Genomic DNA, 15,205 nt, shown 5'->3' on the forward strand with positions numbered 1-15,205 from the left:
TACGTTTTGACAAGGGAAAATTATTTTTTTAAGTAAATTTCATCGATTTCATGGTTCTTTGTTTTATGAAGAATCACTTCTGCACGATTTCTAGTTGGTTCAATATAATTTTGTAGATTTGTGAGATTGATACTGGTCCAGACCTGATGGGCAAAGGATTCCACTTCCCCAATCGGCATTTGTGTAAAACGATAATAGTAGCTATCAGGGTCGTTTTGGGCTAGGCTCAGGATTTTCAAGAAACGGTCTAGATACCAACTCTCGATGTCATCAACTGAAGCATCAACATAGATGGAAAAGTCAAAGAAGTCAGTAATATAGAGACGCTCGTTTTGTGGATTTTGAAAGACGTTAATCCCCTCGACAATCACAAAGTCAGCAGCTTTTACTCGTTGTTTTGCTTCAGGGACGATGTCATAGACTTCATGAGAGTAGACAGGAATATCCACATCTTGTCCATTTTTGATGCAGTCCAAGAAGTTGAGAAGAGCTTCCATATCATAGCTTTCAGGAAATCCCTTACGATTTAAAATCCCTTGTTCAATCAAGGTCTGGTTGGGATAGAGAAAGCCGTCAGTTGTTACCAACTCAACCGTAGCATCTGTAAGTGTACGGGACAGTAGGATTTGAAGTAGGCGACTGGTTGTGGATTTTCCAACGGCAACACTCCCAGAAACCCCAATGATAAAAGGCTGGGATTTGCTTTCACGTTGAAGGAAAATCCCTTTTGAAAAGGCCAAATCATCCTTGGTACGCTTGTAAATCTGGATGAGATGGGCTAGGGGGAGATAGACATCGGTAACATCCTGCAAGCTAATCTGGTCATTAAAACTCTTGATGGATTCTAATTCCTCTTCTGTCAAAGGAGGTGTCGTCTTTCGATGTAAAGATTGCCAAGTCTGGCGACTGATTTTTTCAAAATGTAAAAATTCGTTGGTCATTTGTTTTCCCCTAGATATTTTGTCTATCATACCATAAAAAGTTAAAAAAATAAAGCGGTTTCTTGAATGTGGTAAGTCAATAGTATATAATATAAGTAGATAGAGGATGAACAATTTATTGATGAAGTAGGAGCTGCTTTCTACTGACTTATCAGCTATAAAGGGGGCTTTGGGGTTTATAACTTATAGGAGGTGTACTATGAAAATCTTGAAACCTTACCTATTGGAACTCTGTTTTATTTTAAGTTTTGCACTACCTTTTTTAAAAGGAGCGAATGCGGATAATGGTAGACGTTTTGTGGAAACCTATTACGGTTTTACTTTTTTGATGGAACATGCCATTGTAACAGCTGTCTTTATCTGTTCGCTCTTGATTGCTTTCTTCCTAAAAAAACGGTGGACGAAATGGCTTGCTGCTGGTAGTTATTTCTTTTTAGTTCTATGGATTGCGACAGAGGGTTATTTCTTCCGCATGTCACTAGAAGATTTGATACGACTTTGGACAAGTTTGGAATTCCTGACAAAAACGTATCAGTTGGGCTTTTATCTAAACATTTTGTTGGGAATCCTATTGATAATGAAATATTTAAAAGTAAAGAAATAGCGCTGACAATGCGCCTGATGATAAACAATAAACTTTGTGTTATGTGTTTTATCATGGTAATGATAGCTGTAGTCCTAGATGAAATACAAGTTGCTTATAAAAGTTGAAAGAGATTGAAGGGGAGTTATTGTAACGCAACTTCCTTCAATCTTTTTGTCTCATTCTGGATATGTAAACGATTTACAATTTAAGTCAAATTATGGTAAAATAGTTTCATGAGTAAAATGTATTATGCAGAAAATCCTGACGCTGCTCACGACATACATGAATTGCGAGTAGAATTGTTGGGAGAAAAAATGACCTTTCTGACGGATGCAGGTGTTTTTAGCAAGAAGATGGTTGACTTCGGAAGTCAGCTTTTGCTCAAGTGTCTGGAGGTCAACCAAGGAGAAACTGTCCTTGATGTAGGCTGTGGTTACGGTCCATTAGGTTTGTCCTTGGTCAAGGCTTACGGCGTTCAGGCGACCATGGTCGATATCAACAATCGTGCCTTGGATTTGGCGCGACAAAATGCTGAACGAAATAAAGTAGAAGCGACGATTTTCCAGTCCAATATCTATGAACAAGTTGAAGGACATTTTGACCATGTCATTTCCAATCCTCCTATCCGTGCGGGCAAGCAAGTGGTTCATGAAATCATCGAGAAAAGTAAAGATTTCTTGGAAACTGGTGGAGATTTAACAATCGTCATTCAGAAAAAGCAAGGGGCTCCAAGTGCCAAGTCTAAGATGGAAGATGTGTTTGGCAATTGTGAAATCATTAAAAAAGACAAGGGATATTATATCCTTAGAAGTGTGAAAGAATGAGAGCAGTTGATTTAATCCAAAAAAAACGAGACGGTCAAGAACTGACTTCAAGTGAAATTGAATGGCTAGTAGAAGGCTATGTATCAGGAACTGTACCTGATTATCAGATGTCTGCCTTTGCTATGGCTGTTTATTTTAAAGGAATGACGACTCGTGAAATTTCTGATTTGACTATGAAGATGGTCAAGACTGGGCAAGAGTTTGACCTATCTGCCATTGATGGTGTGAAAGTTGACAAGCATTCTACTGGTGGTGTCGGCGATAAGGTAACCTTGATTTTAGCTCCTCTTGTTGCTAGCTTCGGTGTGCCTGTAGCAAAAATGAGTGGTCGTGGTCTCGGCCATACTGGTGGAACAATTGATAAATTGGAGTCTATCAAGGGCTATCAAGTGGAACGTAGTCAAGAGGATTTCATTCGTCAGGTACAGGACATTGGTGTATCTGTCATTGGGCAATCAGACCAGCTTGTTAAAGCAGATAAGCTTCTCTATGCCCTTCGTGATGTGACCGCAACTGTCGACACGATTCCTTTGATTGCGAGTTCGGTGATGAGCAAGAAAATTGCGGCAGGGGCGGATGCTATTTTGCTAGATGTGACTGTCGGTGAGGGTGCCTTCATGAAGACGGTTGATGAGGCGCGTGAACTGGCTCAAACCATGGTGGATTTAGGGAAAGCAGTAGGCCGTAAAACAGTTGCAGTCATTACGGATATGAGTCAGCCCTTGGGACGAGCGATTGGAAATCGCCTGGAAATCCTTGAAGCACTGGAGATTTTACAAGGTCAAGGCCGTCAGGATATTACCCACTTCATCTGTGAGTTGGCTCAAATTATGCTTGGCCTGGCAAATGTAAATAAGACAGTTGAAGAAGTTCGCCAACATCTTGAAAATGGACAAGCGCTTGCTAAGTTTGAGGAGATGGTCCAAGCCCAAGGTGGAGACTTGGAAGACCTCTATCGTCCTGTCAATGTAGCCCATGTGGTGGAAATCCCTGCTCAGGAAACGGGTATTATCTCAGCTCTTCCAGCTATGGAATTTGGGCTTTATGCTATGAGACTGGGTGCAGGCCGTTCAGTCAAGTCTGATGCCTTGGACTATGAAACAGGAATTGTTTTTGAAAAGAAAGTTGGAGATTCCGTTCAAAAGGGAGAAATTGTTGCAAAAGTATACACAAATGGAAAAATTTCTCCTCAGCTAGTTACAGATTTTCAAAAATATGTTAAAATAAATGATAGGGTGCAAAGTTTACGAGAAATTATAGAAATTATCTCATAAACTGCAGGAGAATCCGAATATGAAATTAAATAAATATATAGATCATACGCTTTTAAAACAAGATGCAACAGAAAAACAAATTGATAGTTTGTTGTCTGAGGCTAGAGAGTATGATTTTGCCAGTGTTTGCGTTAATCCTACCTGGGTTGAACATGCTAAAAAAGAGCTTGAAGGCACAGATGTCAAGGTCTGCACAGTAGTAGGTTTCCCTTTGGGAGCAACAACTTCAACTGTGAAAGCTTTTGAGACCAAAGAAGCTATTCAAAATGGTGCAGATGAGATTGATATGGTGATCAATGTTGGGGCTCTCAAATCAGGTAATTTAGCCTTGGTTGAATCGGACATCCGTGCTGTTGTAGAAGCAAGTGGTGACAAGTTAGTGAAAGTCATTATTGAAGCTTGCCTGCTGACCGACCAAGAAAAAGTTGTAGCTTGCCAATTAGCCCAAAAAGCTGGAGCTGACTTTGTCAAAACATCTACTGGCTTCTCAACTGGTGGTGCTACGATAGCAGATGTTACATTAATGCGTGAAACAGTTGGACCTGATATGGGAGTCAAGGCTGCTGGTGGAGCTCGTTCTTATGCAGATGCTCTTGCCTTTGTTGAAGCAGGGGCGACCCGTATTGGAACGTCAGCTGGAGTAGCAATTCTAAAAGGAGAATTGGCTGATGGCGACTACTGAGTTGATTGAACTGGCAATTGAAACCAGCAAGAAAGCCTATGTCCCCTATTCTCACTTTCCTATCGGAGCAGTTTTAGTGGCAAAAGACGGAAGTGTTTACACGGGAGTGAATATCGAAAATGCTAGCTATCCTTTGACCAATTGCGGTGAGAGAACAGCCATTTTTAAGGCTGTATCTGAAGGGCAAAGAGAATTTTCAGAGCTGATTGTTTATGGTCAAACTGAAAAACCGATTTCACCATGTGGTGCTTGTCGCCAAGTAATGGTCGAATTTTTTGAACAAGATCTAAAAGTGACCTTAGTCGCAAAAGATAAATCGACGGTCGAGATGACGGTCGGGGAATTACTTCCATACTCTTTTACAGACTTAAATTAGTCTGAGTCGCTCTCTGAGTGGCACGGTCCTTGTGGCCAACCAATCCATACTTGCAACATCGTTGCACATCTTATTTAGGAGGTTCAGTAATGAACAAGAAACAATGGCTAGGTCTTGGCCTAGTAGCAGTGGCAGCAGTTGGACTTGCTGCATGTGGTAACCGCTCTTCTCGTAAGGCAGATTCATCTTCTGATGTGAAGACAAAAGCAGCAATCGTCACTGATACTGGTGGTGTTGATGATAAATCATTCAACCAATCAGCTTGGGAAGGTTTGCAGGCTTGGGGTAAAGAACACAATCTTTCAAAAGATAACGGTTTCACTTACTTCCAATCAACAAGTGAAGCTGACTACGCTAACAACTTGCAACAAGCGGCTGGAAGTTACAACCTAATCTTCGGTGTTGGTTTTGCCCTTCACAATGCGGTTGAAGAAGCAGCTAAAGAACATTCTGACTTGAACTATGTCTTGATTGATGATGTGATTAAAGATCAAAAGAATGTTGCGAGCGTAACTTTCGCTGATAATGAGTCAGGTTACCTTGCAGGTGTAGCTGCAGCAAAAACAACTAAAACAAAACAAGTTGGTTTTGTAGGTGGGCAGGAGTCAGAAGTTATCTCTCGTTTTGAAGCTGGTTTCAAGGCAGGTGTTGCCTCAGTAGACCCATCTATCAAAGTACAAGTTGACTACGCTGGTTCATTTGGTGATGCTGCTAAAGGTAAAACAATTGCAGCAGCACAATACGCAGCTGGTGCAGATATTGTTTACCAAGTAGCTGGTGGTACAGGTGCTGGTGTCTTTGCAGAAGCAAAATCACTCAACGAAAGCCGTCCTGAAAATGAAAAAGTTTGGGTTATCGGTGTTGACCGTGACCAAGAAGCAGAAGGTAAATACACTTCTAAAGATGGTAAAGAATCAAACTTTGTTCTTGCATCTACTTTGAAACAAGTTGGTACAACTGTAAAAGATATTTCTAACAAGGCAGAAAAAGGTGAATTCCCTGGCGGTCAAGTGATCGTTTACTCATTGAAAGATAAAGGGGTTGACTTGGTAACAACAAACCTTTCAGAAGAAGGTAAAAAAGCTGTCGAAGATGCTAAAGCTAAAATCCTTGATGGAAGCGTAAAAGTTCCTGCAAAATAATGGATGGAAGTTATTTCTTAGGAAGCGGCCATCGGCCGCTTTTTAAGAGTTGAGACAAAGTCATTTTGTCTCAGTAAAGCTTGCTACTAGACAAACTAGCAAGTTTTATTGAAATAAAATAAGACTCTGAAAGGAAGAGCACATGGCACACGAAAATGTCATTGAGATGCGTGATATTACCAAGGTGTTTGGTGAATTTGTTGCCAACGACAAAATCAACCTGCACCTACGAAAAGGTGAAATTCATGCACTTTTAGGAGAAAATGGGGCTGGTAAGTCCACGCTCATGAACATGTTAGCAGGGCTTCTTGAACCAACTAGTGGTGAAATCGCGGTCAACGGTCAAGTTGTCAACCTCGACTCCCCATCTAAAGCAGCTGGCTTGGGAATCGGAATGGTTCACCAGCACTTTATGTTGGTAGAGGCTTTCACGGTGGCTGAAAACATTATTTTAGGAAGTGAATTGACTAAAAATGGTGTGCTAGATATCGCTGGAGCTAGCAAAGAAATCAAGGCTCTTTCTGAACGTTATGGCTTAGCTGTGGACCCTTCTGCCAAGGTAGCAGACATCTCAGTTGGAGCCCAACAACGTGTGGAAATTTTAAAAACCCTTTATCGGGGGGCTGATATTCTTATCTTTGACGAACCAACGGCTGTTTTGACTCCATCAGAAATTGAGGAGTTGATGGCCATTATGAAAAATCTTGTTAAAGAAGGAAAATCAATTATCTTGATTACCCACAAGTTGGACGAGATTCGCGCAGTTTCTGACCGCGTTACAGTTATCCGTCGTGGGAAATCAATTGAAACCGTCAAAATTGCAGGGGCTACCAATGCTGATTTGGCAGAAATGATGGTAGGGCGTTCTGTTTCCTTTAAAACAGAGAAACAAGCCTCTCAACCAAAAGAAGTGGTCTTGTCAATCAAAGATTTGGTGGTCAATGAAAACCGTGGTGTTCCAGCTGTGAAAAATCTGTCCTTGGATGTTCGAGCGGGAGAGATTGTTGGTATTGCGGGGATTGATGGAAATGGTCAGTCTGAACTGATTCAAGCCATTACAGGTCTTCGCAAGGTAGAATCTGGTAGCATTGAGCTAAAAGGAGATTCAATTGTAGGCTTGCACCCACGACAAATTACAGAACTAAGTGTTGGGCACGTTCCAGAAGACCGTCACCGTGATGGTTTGATTTTGGAAATGATGATTTCTGAAAATATTGCCCTTCAAACTTACTACAAAGAACCACATAGCAAAAATGGAATTTTGAACTATTCAAATATTACTTCTTATGCTAAAAAGCTGATGGAAGAGTTTGATGTTCGTGCTGCCAGTGAATTAGTTCCTGCAGCTGCACTTTCAGGAGGAAATCAACAAAAAGCAATTATTGCTCGTGAAATTGATCGAGATCCTGATCTTCTTATCGTCAGCCAGCCAACTCGTGGTTTGGATGTCGGTGCTATTGAATATATCCACAAACGCTTGATTGAAGAGCGTGATAATGGTAAGGCTGTCCTTGTTGTCAGCTTTGAATTGGATGAGATTTTAAACGTCTCAGACCGTATTGCCGTTATCCATGATGGTAAGATTCAAGGTATTGTATCACCAGAAACAACCAATAAACAAGAACTTGGTGTCTTGATGGCTGGTGGAAACTTGGGAAAGGAGAAGAGTGATGTCTAAAAAATTACAACAAATTTCGGTTCCCTTGATTTCTGTTTTCCTAGGAATTTTACTCGGGGCCATTGTCATGTGGATCTTTGGTTATGATGCTATTTGGGGCTACGAAGAATTGTTCTATACAGCCTTTGGTAGCCTGCGTGGGATTGGGGAAATCTTCCGTGCTATGGGGCCTTTGGTCTTGATCGGTCTTGGTTTTGCTGTTGCCAGTCGTGCAGGTTTCTTTAACGTCGGACTTCCTGGTCAGGCTTTGGCTGGTTGGATTCTCAGTGGTTGGTTTGCCCTGTCGCATCCAGATATGCCCCGTCCCTTGATGATTCTAGCAACTATCGTGATTGCCCTGATTGCTGGAGGGATTGTCGGAGCGATTCCGGGTATTCTTAGAGCCTATCTAGGGACGTCAGAGGTTATTGTAACCATCATGATGAACTACATTGTCCTGTATGTAGGAAATGCTTTTATCCATGCCTTCCCTAAAGATTTCATGCAAAGTACAGATTCGACCATTCGTGTCGGGGCTAATGCAACCTACCAGACCCCTTGGTTGGCTGAGTTGACTGGGAATTCGCGGATGAATATTGGTATTTTCTTTGCCATCATTGCGGTTGCAGTTATTTGGTTCATGCTCAAGAAAACAACCCTTGGTTTTGAAATCCGTGCGGTTGGTCTCAATCCACATGCTTCAGAATACGCTGGTATTTCTGCCAAACGAACGATTATCCTCTCAATGATTATTTCAGGTGCTTTGGCAGGTCTTGGTGGAGCTGTTGAAGGGCTTGGGACCTTCCAGAACGTCTATGTTCAAGGGGCATCTTTAGCTGTCGGATTTAATGGTATGGCGGTTAGTCTGCTTGCGGCCAACTCACCAATTGGTATTCTCTTTGCAGCCTTCCTGTTTGGTGTTCTCCAAGTTGGAGCCCCTGGTATGAATGCGGCGCAGGTACCGTCTGAACTTGTCAGCATTGTAACAGCTTCTATTATCTTCTTTGTCAGTGTTCATTATCTTATCGAACGCTTTGTCAAATCGAAAAAACAAGTTAAAGGAGGTAAGTAAAGATGTCTATTACAACCTTGCTCACCCTCTTGGTGTCTTCTATGCTGATTTACTCAGCTCCCCTCATCTTTACAAGTATCGGTGGCGTTTTCTCTGAACGTGGTGGTGTCGTAAACGTCGGGCTTGAAGGAATTATGGTTATGGGTGCCTTTTCTGGAGTTGTCTTCAACCTTGAATTTGCAGAACAATTTGGAGCAGCAACTCCATGGCTATCTTTGATAGTTGCAGGATTGGTTGGTGGTGTCTTCTCTATCATCCACGCAGCAGCAACGGTTCATTTCCGTGCAGACCATGTTGTCAGCGGTACGGTATTGAACTTGATGGCGCCAGCCTTGGCTGTTTTCTTGGTTAAAGTTCTTTATAACAAAGGACAAACCGACAACCTAAGTCAAACTTTTGGACGCTTTGACTTCCCAGTTTTGGCAAATATCCCAGTTATCGGTGATATCTTCTTCAAGTCAACTAGTCTACTTGGTTATCTAGCGATTGCCTTCTCATTCTTTGCTTGGTTTATTCTCTTTAAGACTCGCTTTGGTCTTCGTCTTCGCTCTGTCGGTGAACACCCTCAAGCAGCGGATACCTTGGGAATCAATGTCTACAAGATGAGATATTTAGGGGTTATTATTTCAGGTTTTCTAGGTGGAATTGGCGGAGCGATTTATGCTCAATCCATCTCAGTTAACTTCTCAGTGACAACTATTGTTGGACCTGGATTTATCGCTCTTGCTGCGATGATCTTTGGAAAATGGAATCCAATCGGAGCCATGCTTTCTAGTCTCTTCTTTGGACTTTCACAAAGTTTGGCTGTTATCGGATCTCAATTGCCATTCCTACAAGGAGTGCCTGCAGTTTACCTTCAAATCGCACCTTATGTTTTGACAATTCTTGTCTTGGCAGCCTTCTTTGGAAAAGCAGTCGCACCAAAAGCAGATGGTATCAACTATATCAAATCAAAATAACAGGCTTATTAATAGCATACAAAAAACGTCAGTACAGAATGAACTGGCGTTTTATTTTTTAGGATGTTGATGGGTTAAGTTCAATCCCCAAGGGACTAAATTTTCAGTTTTATTTTGGATGCGTGTGATATTATCCTTATGGCGAATGATGATCAAACTAGCAAGAGCTAGGATAATAGTGATGAAGAGAGGGTCATAGTTACTCAGGATAAAACCAAAAAGTGGAAAGAGTAGAACTCCGATGACAGCTGCGATAGATGCTGTGACGCTAGACAGCGAAATCATACTACCAAGATAGAGGGTTCCAAAGAAAACAACCGCTAGGTAGAGACAGAAGACAGGCGCAAATCCGAAAATCACTCCCGCACTGGTTGCGACAGCCTTGCCACCCTTAAATCCTGCAAAGATAGGGAAGGTATGGCCAATAACAGCCAAAAGTCCAAAGATGAGAGGCGAAACGCCTTGCAGATGAAAGATAATAGGCAGAAGCGTTGCTAGGGTTCCTTTGAAAAAGTCAATCACAAAGGTTGCCATACCAGCTTTCTTACCTAAAATGCGAAAGGTATTGGTCGTTCCAGTATTACCAGAACCATGCTCGCGCAGATTGATTTGAAAGAATACTTGTCCAATCCAGAGACCAGACGGAATTGAACCCAGCAGATAGGCTAGGATTAATAAAACTATTGTAATCATACTCCTATTATATCATGAAATGGAAAAGAAAGGCAGAGAATCACTTCTGAAATTGTCACATCGGAGAAAGAAAAATTTTGCAAAATCCATGGAAAACCTGTAGAATAGTAAAGATGAACGAATAGGAGGTTCCTTGTGTCAAAAAAGGAAATCAATATTAACAATTATAATGATGATGCTATTCAGGTGCTAGAAGGGTTGGATGCGGTCCGAAAACGTCCAGGGATGTATATTGGATCGACCGATGGCGCTGGTCTTCATCACCTAGTTTGGGAAATCGTTGATAATGCAGTCGATGAAGCCTTGTCTGGGTTTGGTGATCGTATTGATGTAACTATCAATAAAGACGGTAGTCTAACGGTTCAAGACCATGGACGTGGGATGCCGACAGGTATGCACGCTATGGGAATTCCAACTGTTGAGGTTATCTTTACCATTCTTCATGCCGGAGGGAAATTCGGTCAAGGTGGCTATAAGACATCAGGTGGACTTCACGGAGTGGGTTCTTCCGTTGTTAACGCCCTTTCTAGCTGGTTAGAAGTTGAAATTACCCGTGATGGCGCAGTTTACAAGCAACGTTTTGAAAATGGTGGAAAACCTGTCACGACTTTGAAGAAAGTCGGTACAGCACCCAAGTCTAAAACAGGCACCAAAGTTACTTTTATGCCTGACGCGACTATCTTTTCTACGACAGATTTCAAGTACAATACCATTTCAGAGCGCCTTAATGAATCAGCCTTTCTCTTGAAAAATGTGACCTTGTCTTTAACGGACAAGCGAACAGATGAAGCGATTGAGTTCCACTATGAGAATGGAGTACAAGATTTTGTTTCTTATCTCAACGAAGATAAGGAAATCTTGACGCCAGTTCTTTACTTTGAAGGGGAAGACAATGGTTTTCAAGTGGAAGTAGCCCTCCAGTACAATGACGGATTCTCAGATAACATTCTATCCTTTGTCAATAACGTTCGCACCAAGGACGGTGGAACGCACGAGACAGGACTCAAGTCTGCCATTACCAAGGTCATGAATGACTATGCACGTAAAACAGGTCTTCTCAAGGAAAAAGATAAAAACCTTGAAGGTTCAGACTATCGTGAGGGACTAGCGGCCGTTCTTTCTATCTTAGTTCCTGAAGAACACTTGCAGTTTGAAGGACAGACCAAGGATAAACTAGGAAGCCCCTTAGCTCGCCCAGTTGTGGATGGAATAGTGGCTGATAAGTTGACCTTTTTCCTTATGGAAAATGGGGAATTAGCTTCTAACCTCATCCGCAAGGCTATCAAGGCCCGTGATGCTCGTGAAGCAGCACGTAAGGCGCGTGATGAGAGCCGAAATGGGAAGAAAAACAAGAAAGATAAGGGCTTGTTGTCTGGGAAATTGACCCCAGCCCAATCTAAGAATCCTGCTAAGAATGAACTCTATCTAGTTGAGGGGGACTCTGCCGGTGGTTCTGCCAAACAAGGTCGTGACCGCAAGTTCCAGGCTATTCTACCTCTTCGTGGTAAGGTTGTCAATACAGCCAAGGCCAAGATGGCGGATATCCTCAAAAATGAAGAGATCAATACCATGATTTATACCATTGGTGCGGGTGTTGGAGCAGACTTCTCTATTGAAGATGCCAACTATGATAAGATCATTATCATGACCGATGCGGATACCGACGGTGCCCATATCCAGACCTTGCTCTTGACATTTTTCTACCGTTACATGCGTCCGCTAGTCGAGGCAGGTCATGTCTATATTGCCCTCCCACCTCTTTATAAGATGTCCAAAGGTAAAGGCAAGAAAGAAGAAGTGGCCTACGCTTGGACGGACGGAGAACTAGAAGAACTCCGTAAACAGTTCGGTAAAGGCGCTACCCTCCAACGATACAAAGGACTTGGTGAGATGAATGCGGACCAGCTCTGGGAAACAACCATGAACCCAGAAACACGTACCCTCATCCGTGTCACAATTGAAGATTTAGCGCGCGCCGAACGCCGCGTCAATGTTCTCATGGGAGATAAGGTAGAACCACGCCGTAAATGGATTGAAGATAATGTCAAGTTTACGCTAGAAGAAGCGACAGTGTTTTAATGAAAGAAAATAATATGTTAGTAAACTGGAAATTAGAGTCGGATGTGAATGACTATGTGAAAAAGCAGTTTGAAAATCTTGGTTTGAAAAAATTGCAGGATTATTAATGAAGAATCTGCTATGAGTGCTTATCTTAAAGAGGCGCTTAAGGGAGCGGTTAAGACACAAACTAAGACTAATTTTGGAAAACCAGATTTTCATATTGAAAAATACAAACAGGATAGTTTGGTTACTTATCGTAACTGAACACGGGACGAATTCCCGTAAAATATCTTTTACTGCATAAAAACCTACTCTACATTCTTTGAAAGGAGTTGAACACGCCCTAGATACTGTGTGAAAAAGATAAATTCTCTTGTGAGTTTGCTTACTTCAAGAATTTTCTATTTTCACTTGGTATTTTATGGGCTTTGTATCTTATGTCTAACATTCAAAACATGTCCCTGGAGGACATCATGGGAGAGCGCTTTGGTCGCTACTCCAAGTACATTATTCAAGACCGGGCTTTGCCAGATATTCGTGATGGGTTGAAGCCGGTTCAGCGCCGTATTCTTTATTCTATGAATAAGGATAGCAATACTTTTGACAAGAGCTACCGTAAGTCGGCCAAGTCAGTCGGTAACATCATGGGGAATTTCCACCCACACGGTGATTCTTCTATCTATGATGCCATGGTTCGTATGTCACAGGACTGGAAAAATCGTGAGATTCTAGTCGAAATGCACGGTAATAACGGTTCTATGGACGGAGATCCGCCTGCGGCTATGCGTTATACTGAGGCACGTTTGTCTGAGATTGCTGGCTATCTTCTTCAAGATATCGAGAAAAAGACTGTTCCTTTTGCATGGAACTTTGACGATACCGAGAAAGAACCGACAGTCTTACCAGCAGCCTTTCCAAACCTCTTGGTTAATGGTTCTACTGGTATTTCGGCTGGTTATGCCACAGATATTCCACCTCATAATTTAGCTGAGGTTATTGATGCGACGGTTTATATGATTGATCATCCAACTGCCAAGGTGGATAAACTCATGGAATTCTTGCCTGGACCAGACTTCCCGACTGGAGGGATTATCCAGGGTCGTGATGAAATCAAGAAGGCCTATGAAACTGGGAAAGGGCGCGTGGTTGTTCGTTCCAAGACTGAGATTGAAAAGTTAAAAGGTGGTAAGGAACAAATCGTTATCACTGAGATTCCTTATGAAATCAACAAGGCCAATCTAGTCAAGAAGATTGATGATGTTCGTGTCAATAATAAGGTGGCTGGAATTGCTGAGGTTCGTGATGAGTCTGACCGTGACGGTCTTCGAATCGCTATTGAGCTCAAAAAAGACGCTAATACTGAGCTCGTTCTTAACTATCTCTTCAAATACACCGACCTACAAATAAATTACAACTTTAACATGGTGGCGATTGACAATTTCACGCCTCGTCAGGTTGGGATTGTTCCAATCCTGTCTAGCTACATCGCTCACCGTCGAGAAGTGATTTTGGCGCGTTCCCGCTTTGACAAGGAAAAGGCTGAGAAGCGTCTCCATATTGTCGAAGGTTTGATTCGTGTGATTTCGATTTTGGACGAAGTCATTGCTCTTATCCGCGCTTCTGAGAATAAGGCTGACGCCAAGGAAAACCTTAAGGTCAGCTATGATTTTACAGAAGAACAGGCTGAGGCTATCGTAACCTTGCAACTGTACCGTTTGACCAATACAGACGTAGTTGTCTTGCAGGAGGAAGAAGCAGAACTTCGTGAGAAGATTGCTATGCTTGCGGCGATTATCGGGGATGAACGGACCATGTACAATCTTATGAAGAAAGAGCTTCGTGAGGTCAAGAAGAAATTTGCAACTCCGCGTTTGAGTACTTTAGAAGACACAGCAAAAGCAATTGAGATTGATACAGCTAGTCTTATCGCTGAGGAAGATACCTATGTCAGCGTGACCAAGGCAGGTTATATCAAGCGTACCAGCCCACGTTCCTTTGCGGCATCCACTCTGGAAGAAATTGGCAAACGTGATGACGATCGTTTGATTTTTGTTCAATCTGCCAAGACAACTCAACATCTCTTGATGTTCACGACGCTTGGAAATGTCATTTATCGACCAATCCATGAATTGGCAGATATTCGTTGGAAGGACATCGGAGAGCATCTGAGCCAGACCATTACAAACTTTGAAACTAACGAAGAAATCCTTTATGTGGAAGTCGTGGATCAGTTTGATGATGCGACAACTTATTTTGCAGCTACTCGTCTCGGTCAAATCAAGCGTGTAGAACGCAAAGAATTCACTCCATGGCGGACCTACAAGTCTAAGTCTGTCAAGTATGCTAAGCTCAAAGACGATACAGACCAGATTGTAGCAGTGGCTCCGATTAAACTAGATGATGTTCTTTTGATTAGCCAAAATGGTTATGCCCTACGTTTCAATATCGAAGAGGTTCCGGTTGTCGGTGCCAAGGCTGCAGGGGTCAAGGCTATGAACTTGAAAGAAGATGATGTTCTCCAGTCTGCCTTTATCTGTAATACATCATCTTTCTACCTCTTGACTCAGCGTGGAAGTTTGAAACGTGTTTCTATTGACGAAATTCCGGCAACCAGCCGTGCCAAACGAGGACTACAAGTCTTGCGTGAGTTGAAAAACAAACCGCACCGTGTCTTCTTGGCTGGTGCAGTTGCAGAACAAGGCTTTGTTGGTGATCTCTTCAGTACGGAAGTGGACGGGAACGATCAAACTTTGCTTATCCAATCTAATAAAGGAACAATCTATGAAAGCCGATTGCAAGACTTGAACTTGTCAGAACGCACTAGCAATGGAAGCTTCATTTCTGACACGATTTCAGATGAAGAAGTTTTTGACGCTTATCTTAAAGAAGTATTTACTGAAGCTAAATAAGTGAAATGAAGAATCAGTTCTAAGAGCTG

At 42.2% G+C, this 15,205-nt stretch carries 13 protein-coding genes and 1 pseudogene; 12 read left to right on the plus strand and 2 right to left on the minus strand.

Features of this window, described 5'->3' with window-relative positions; translation table 11 throughout:
* Positions 1 to 20 precede the first annotated feature (20 nt).
* Positions 21 to 941: a type I pantothenate kinase gene (gene coaA / locus B4W83_RS06865; protein WP_000180512.1), complete on the minus strand. Its 921-nt coding sequence runs from the start codon at positions 939 to 941 to the stop codon at positions 21 to 23.
* A gap of 199 nt (positions 942 to 1,140) precedes the next feature.
* Here coaA and B4W83_RS06870 point away from each other — a divergent pair, with 199 nt between their 5' ends.
* The 9 genes from B4W83_RS06870 to B4W83_RS06910 all read left to right on the plus strand — a co-directional run bounded on the left by B4W83_RS06870 (position 1,141) and on the right by B4W83_RS06910 (position 9,513).
* Positions 1,141 to 1,545 (plus strand): hypothetical protein, encoded by a 405-nt coding sequence (locus tag B4W83_RS06870; protein ID WP_000698081.1) that lies wholly within the window; start codon positions 1,141 to 1,143, stop codon positions 1,543 to 1,545.
* 215 nt (positions 1,546 to 1,760) lie between these two features.
* Entirely contained in the window at positions 1,761 to 2,351 is a 591-nt protein-coding gene (locus B4W83_RS06875; RefSeq protein WP_023938200.1) for a class I SAM-dependent methyltransferase, read from the plus strand.
* Positions 2,348 to 3,625 carry a pyrimidine-nucleoside phosphorylase gene (locus tag B4W83_RS06880; RefSeq protein WP_001202956.1) on the plus strand — a complete coding sequence of 426 codons (1,278 nt, stop codon included), beginning with the start codon at positions 2,348 to 2,350 and terminating at the stop codon, positions 3,623 to 3,625. Before B4W83_RS06875 ends, B4W83_RS06880 begins: the two co-directional genes overlap by 4 nt.
* A 19-nt stretch (positions 3,626 to 3,644) precedes the next feature.
* The gene (deoC, locus tag B4W83_RS06885; protein WP_000773708.1) at positions 3,645 to 4,307 is read left to right on the plus strand and encodes a deoxyribose-phosphate aldolase; all 663 of its coding nucleotides are present in this window, start codon (positions 3,645 to 3,647) and stop codon (positions 4,305 to 4,307) included.
* A complete protein-coding gene (locus B4W83_RS06890) occupies positions 4,294 to 4,683 on the plus strand; it encodes a cytidine deaminase (protein ID WP_000246098.1) in 390 nt (129 codons plus the stop codon). Before deoC ends, B4W83_RS06890 begins: the two co-directional genes overlap by 14 nt.
* Positions 4,684 to 4,772: 89 nt before the next feature.
* Complete coding sequence (locus B4W83_RS06895; RefSeq protein WP_001036122.1) at positions 4,773 to 5,825, plus strand: BMP family lipoprotein; 1,053 nt, start codon at positions 4,773 to 4,775, stop codon at positions 5,823 to 5,825.
* Between the two features lie 142 nt (positions 5,826 to 5,967).
* Positions 5,968 to 7,503 carry an ABC transporter ATP-binding protein gene (locus B4W83_RS06900; RefSeq protein ID WP_000929815.1) on the plus strand — a complete coding sequence of 512 codons (1,536 nt, stop codon included), beginning with the start codon at positions 5,968 to 5,970 and terminating at the stop codon, positions 7,501 to 7,503.
* Positions 7,496 to 8,554: an ABC transporter permease gene (locus B4W83_RS06905; RefSeq protein ID WP_000038657.1), complete on the plus strand. Its 1,059-nt coding sequence runs from the start codon at positions 7,496 to 7,498 to the stop codon at positions 8,552 to 8,554. Before B4W83_RS06900 ends, B4W83_RS06905 begins: the two co-directional genes overlap by 8 nt.
* Before the next feature lie 2 nt (positions 8,555 to 8,556).
* Positions 8,557 to 9,513, plus strand: coding sequence for an ABC transporter permease (locus B4W83_RS06910; RefSeq protein ID WP_000029117.1), 957 nt, complete (start codon positions 8,557 to 8,559; stop codon positions 9,511 to 9,513).
* Positions 9,514 to 9,564: 51 nt separating this feature from the next.
* On the opposite strand, the gene plsY is transcribed toward B4W83_RS06910, so the two are convergent.
* Positions 9,565 to 10,206, minus strand: a complete 642-nt coding sequence (gene plsY, locus B4W83_RS06915; protein ID WP_000628795.1) for a glycerol-3-phosphate 1-O-acyltransferase PlsY — start codon at positions 10,204 to 10,206, stop codon at positions 9,565 to 9,567.
* Between the two features lie 135 nt (positions 10,207 to 10,341).
* Between plsY and parE the strand changes: the two genes are divergently transcribed.
* The 3 genes and pseudogenes from parE (at position 10,342) to parC (ending at position 15,176) form a co-directional block, all read left to right on the plus strand.
* Positions 10,342 to 12,285, plus strand: coding sequence for a DNA topoisomerase IV subunit B (gene parE / locus B4W83_RS06920; RefSeq protein ID WP_000037289.1), 1,944 nt, complete (start codon positions 10,342 to 10,344; stop codon positions 12,283 to 12,285).
* Positions 12,286 to 12,299: 14 nt separating this feature from the next.
* Positions 12,300 to 12,504 (plus strand): annotated as a pseudogene (locus B4W83_RS13695) (N-6 DNA methylase); the annotation flags it as partial.
* A gap of 200 nt (positions 12,505 to 12,704) precedes the next feature.
* Positions 12,705 to 15,176 carry a DNA topoisomerase IV subunit A gene (gene parC, locus B4W83_RS06925; protein WP_080572913.1) on the plus strand — a complete coding sequence of 824 codons (2,472 nt, stop codon included), beginning with the start codon at positions 12,705 to 12,707 and terminating at the stop codon, positions 15,174 to 15,176.
* Positions 15,177 to 15,205: the final 29 nt, after the last annotated feature.

The organism is Streptococcus pseudopneumoniae ATCC BAA-960 = CCUG 49455, from assembly GCF_002087075.1.
GTDB lineage: Bacteria > Bacillota > Bacilli > Lactobacillales > Streptococcaceae > Streptococcus > Streptococcus pseudopneumoniae.

What these genes read in the sequence shown, in the direction of transcription:
- B4W83_RS06870 (WP_000698081.1), top strand. Translation starts at nt 1,141, where the DNA reads ATGAAAATCTTGAAACCTTACCTATTGGAACTCTGTTTTATTTTAAGT.
- B4W83_RS06875 (WP_023938200.1), top strand. Translation starts at nt 1,761, where the DNA reads ATGAGTAAAATGTATTATGCAGAAAATCCTGACGCTGCTCACGACATA.
- B4W83_RS06900 (WP_000929815.1), top strand. Translation starts at nt 5,968, where the DNA reads ATGGCACACGAAAATGTCATTGAGATGCGTGATATTACCAAGGTGTTT.
- deoC (WP_000773708.1), top strand. Translation starts at nt 3,645, where the DNA reads ATGAAATTAAATAAATATATAGATCATACGCTTTTAAAACAAGATGCA.
- parC (WP_080572913.1), top strand. Translation starts at nt 12,705, where the DNA reads ATGTCTAACATTCAAAACATGTCCCTGGAGGACATCATGGGAGAGCGC.
- coaA (WP_000180512.1), bottom strand. Translation starts at nt 941, where the DNA reads ATGACCAACGAATTTTTACATTTTGAAAAAATCAGTCGCCAGACTTGG.
- B4W83_RS06880 (WP_001202956.1), top strand. Translation starts at nt 2,348, where the DNA reads ATGAGAGCAGTTGATTTAATCCAAAAAAAACGAGACGGTCAAGAACTG.
- B4W83_RS06895 (WP_001036122.1), top strand. Translation starts at nt 4,773, where the DNA reads ATGAACAAGAAACAATGGCTAGGTCTTGGCCTAGTAGCAGTGGCAGCA.
- B4W83_RS06910 (WP_000029117.1), top strand. Translation starts at nt 8,557, where the DNA reads ATGTCTATTACAACCTTGCTCACCCTCTTGGTGTCTTCTATGCTGATT.
- B4W83_RS06890 (WP_000246098.1), top strand. Translation starts at nt 4,294, where the DNA reads ATGGCGACTACTGAGTTGATTGAACTGGCAATTGAAACCAGCAAGAAA.
- B4W83_RS06905 (WP_000038657.1), top strand. Translation starts at nt 7,496, where the DNA reads ATGTCTAAAAAATTACAACAAATTTCGGTTCCCTTGATTTCTGTTTTC.
- plsY (WP_000628795.1), bottom strand. Translation starts at nt 10,206, where the DNA reads ATGATTACAATAGTTTTATTAATCCTAGCCTATCTGCTGGGTTCAATT.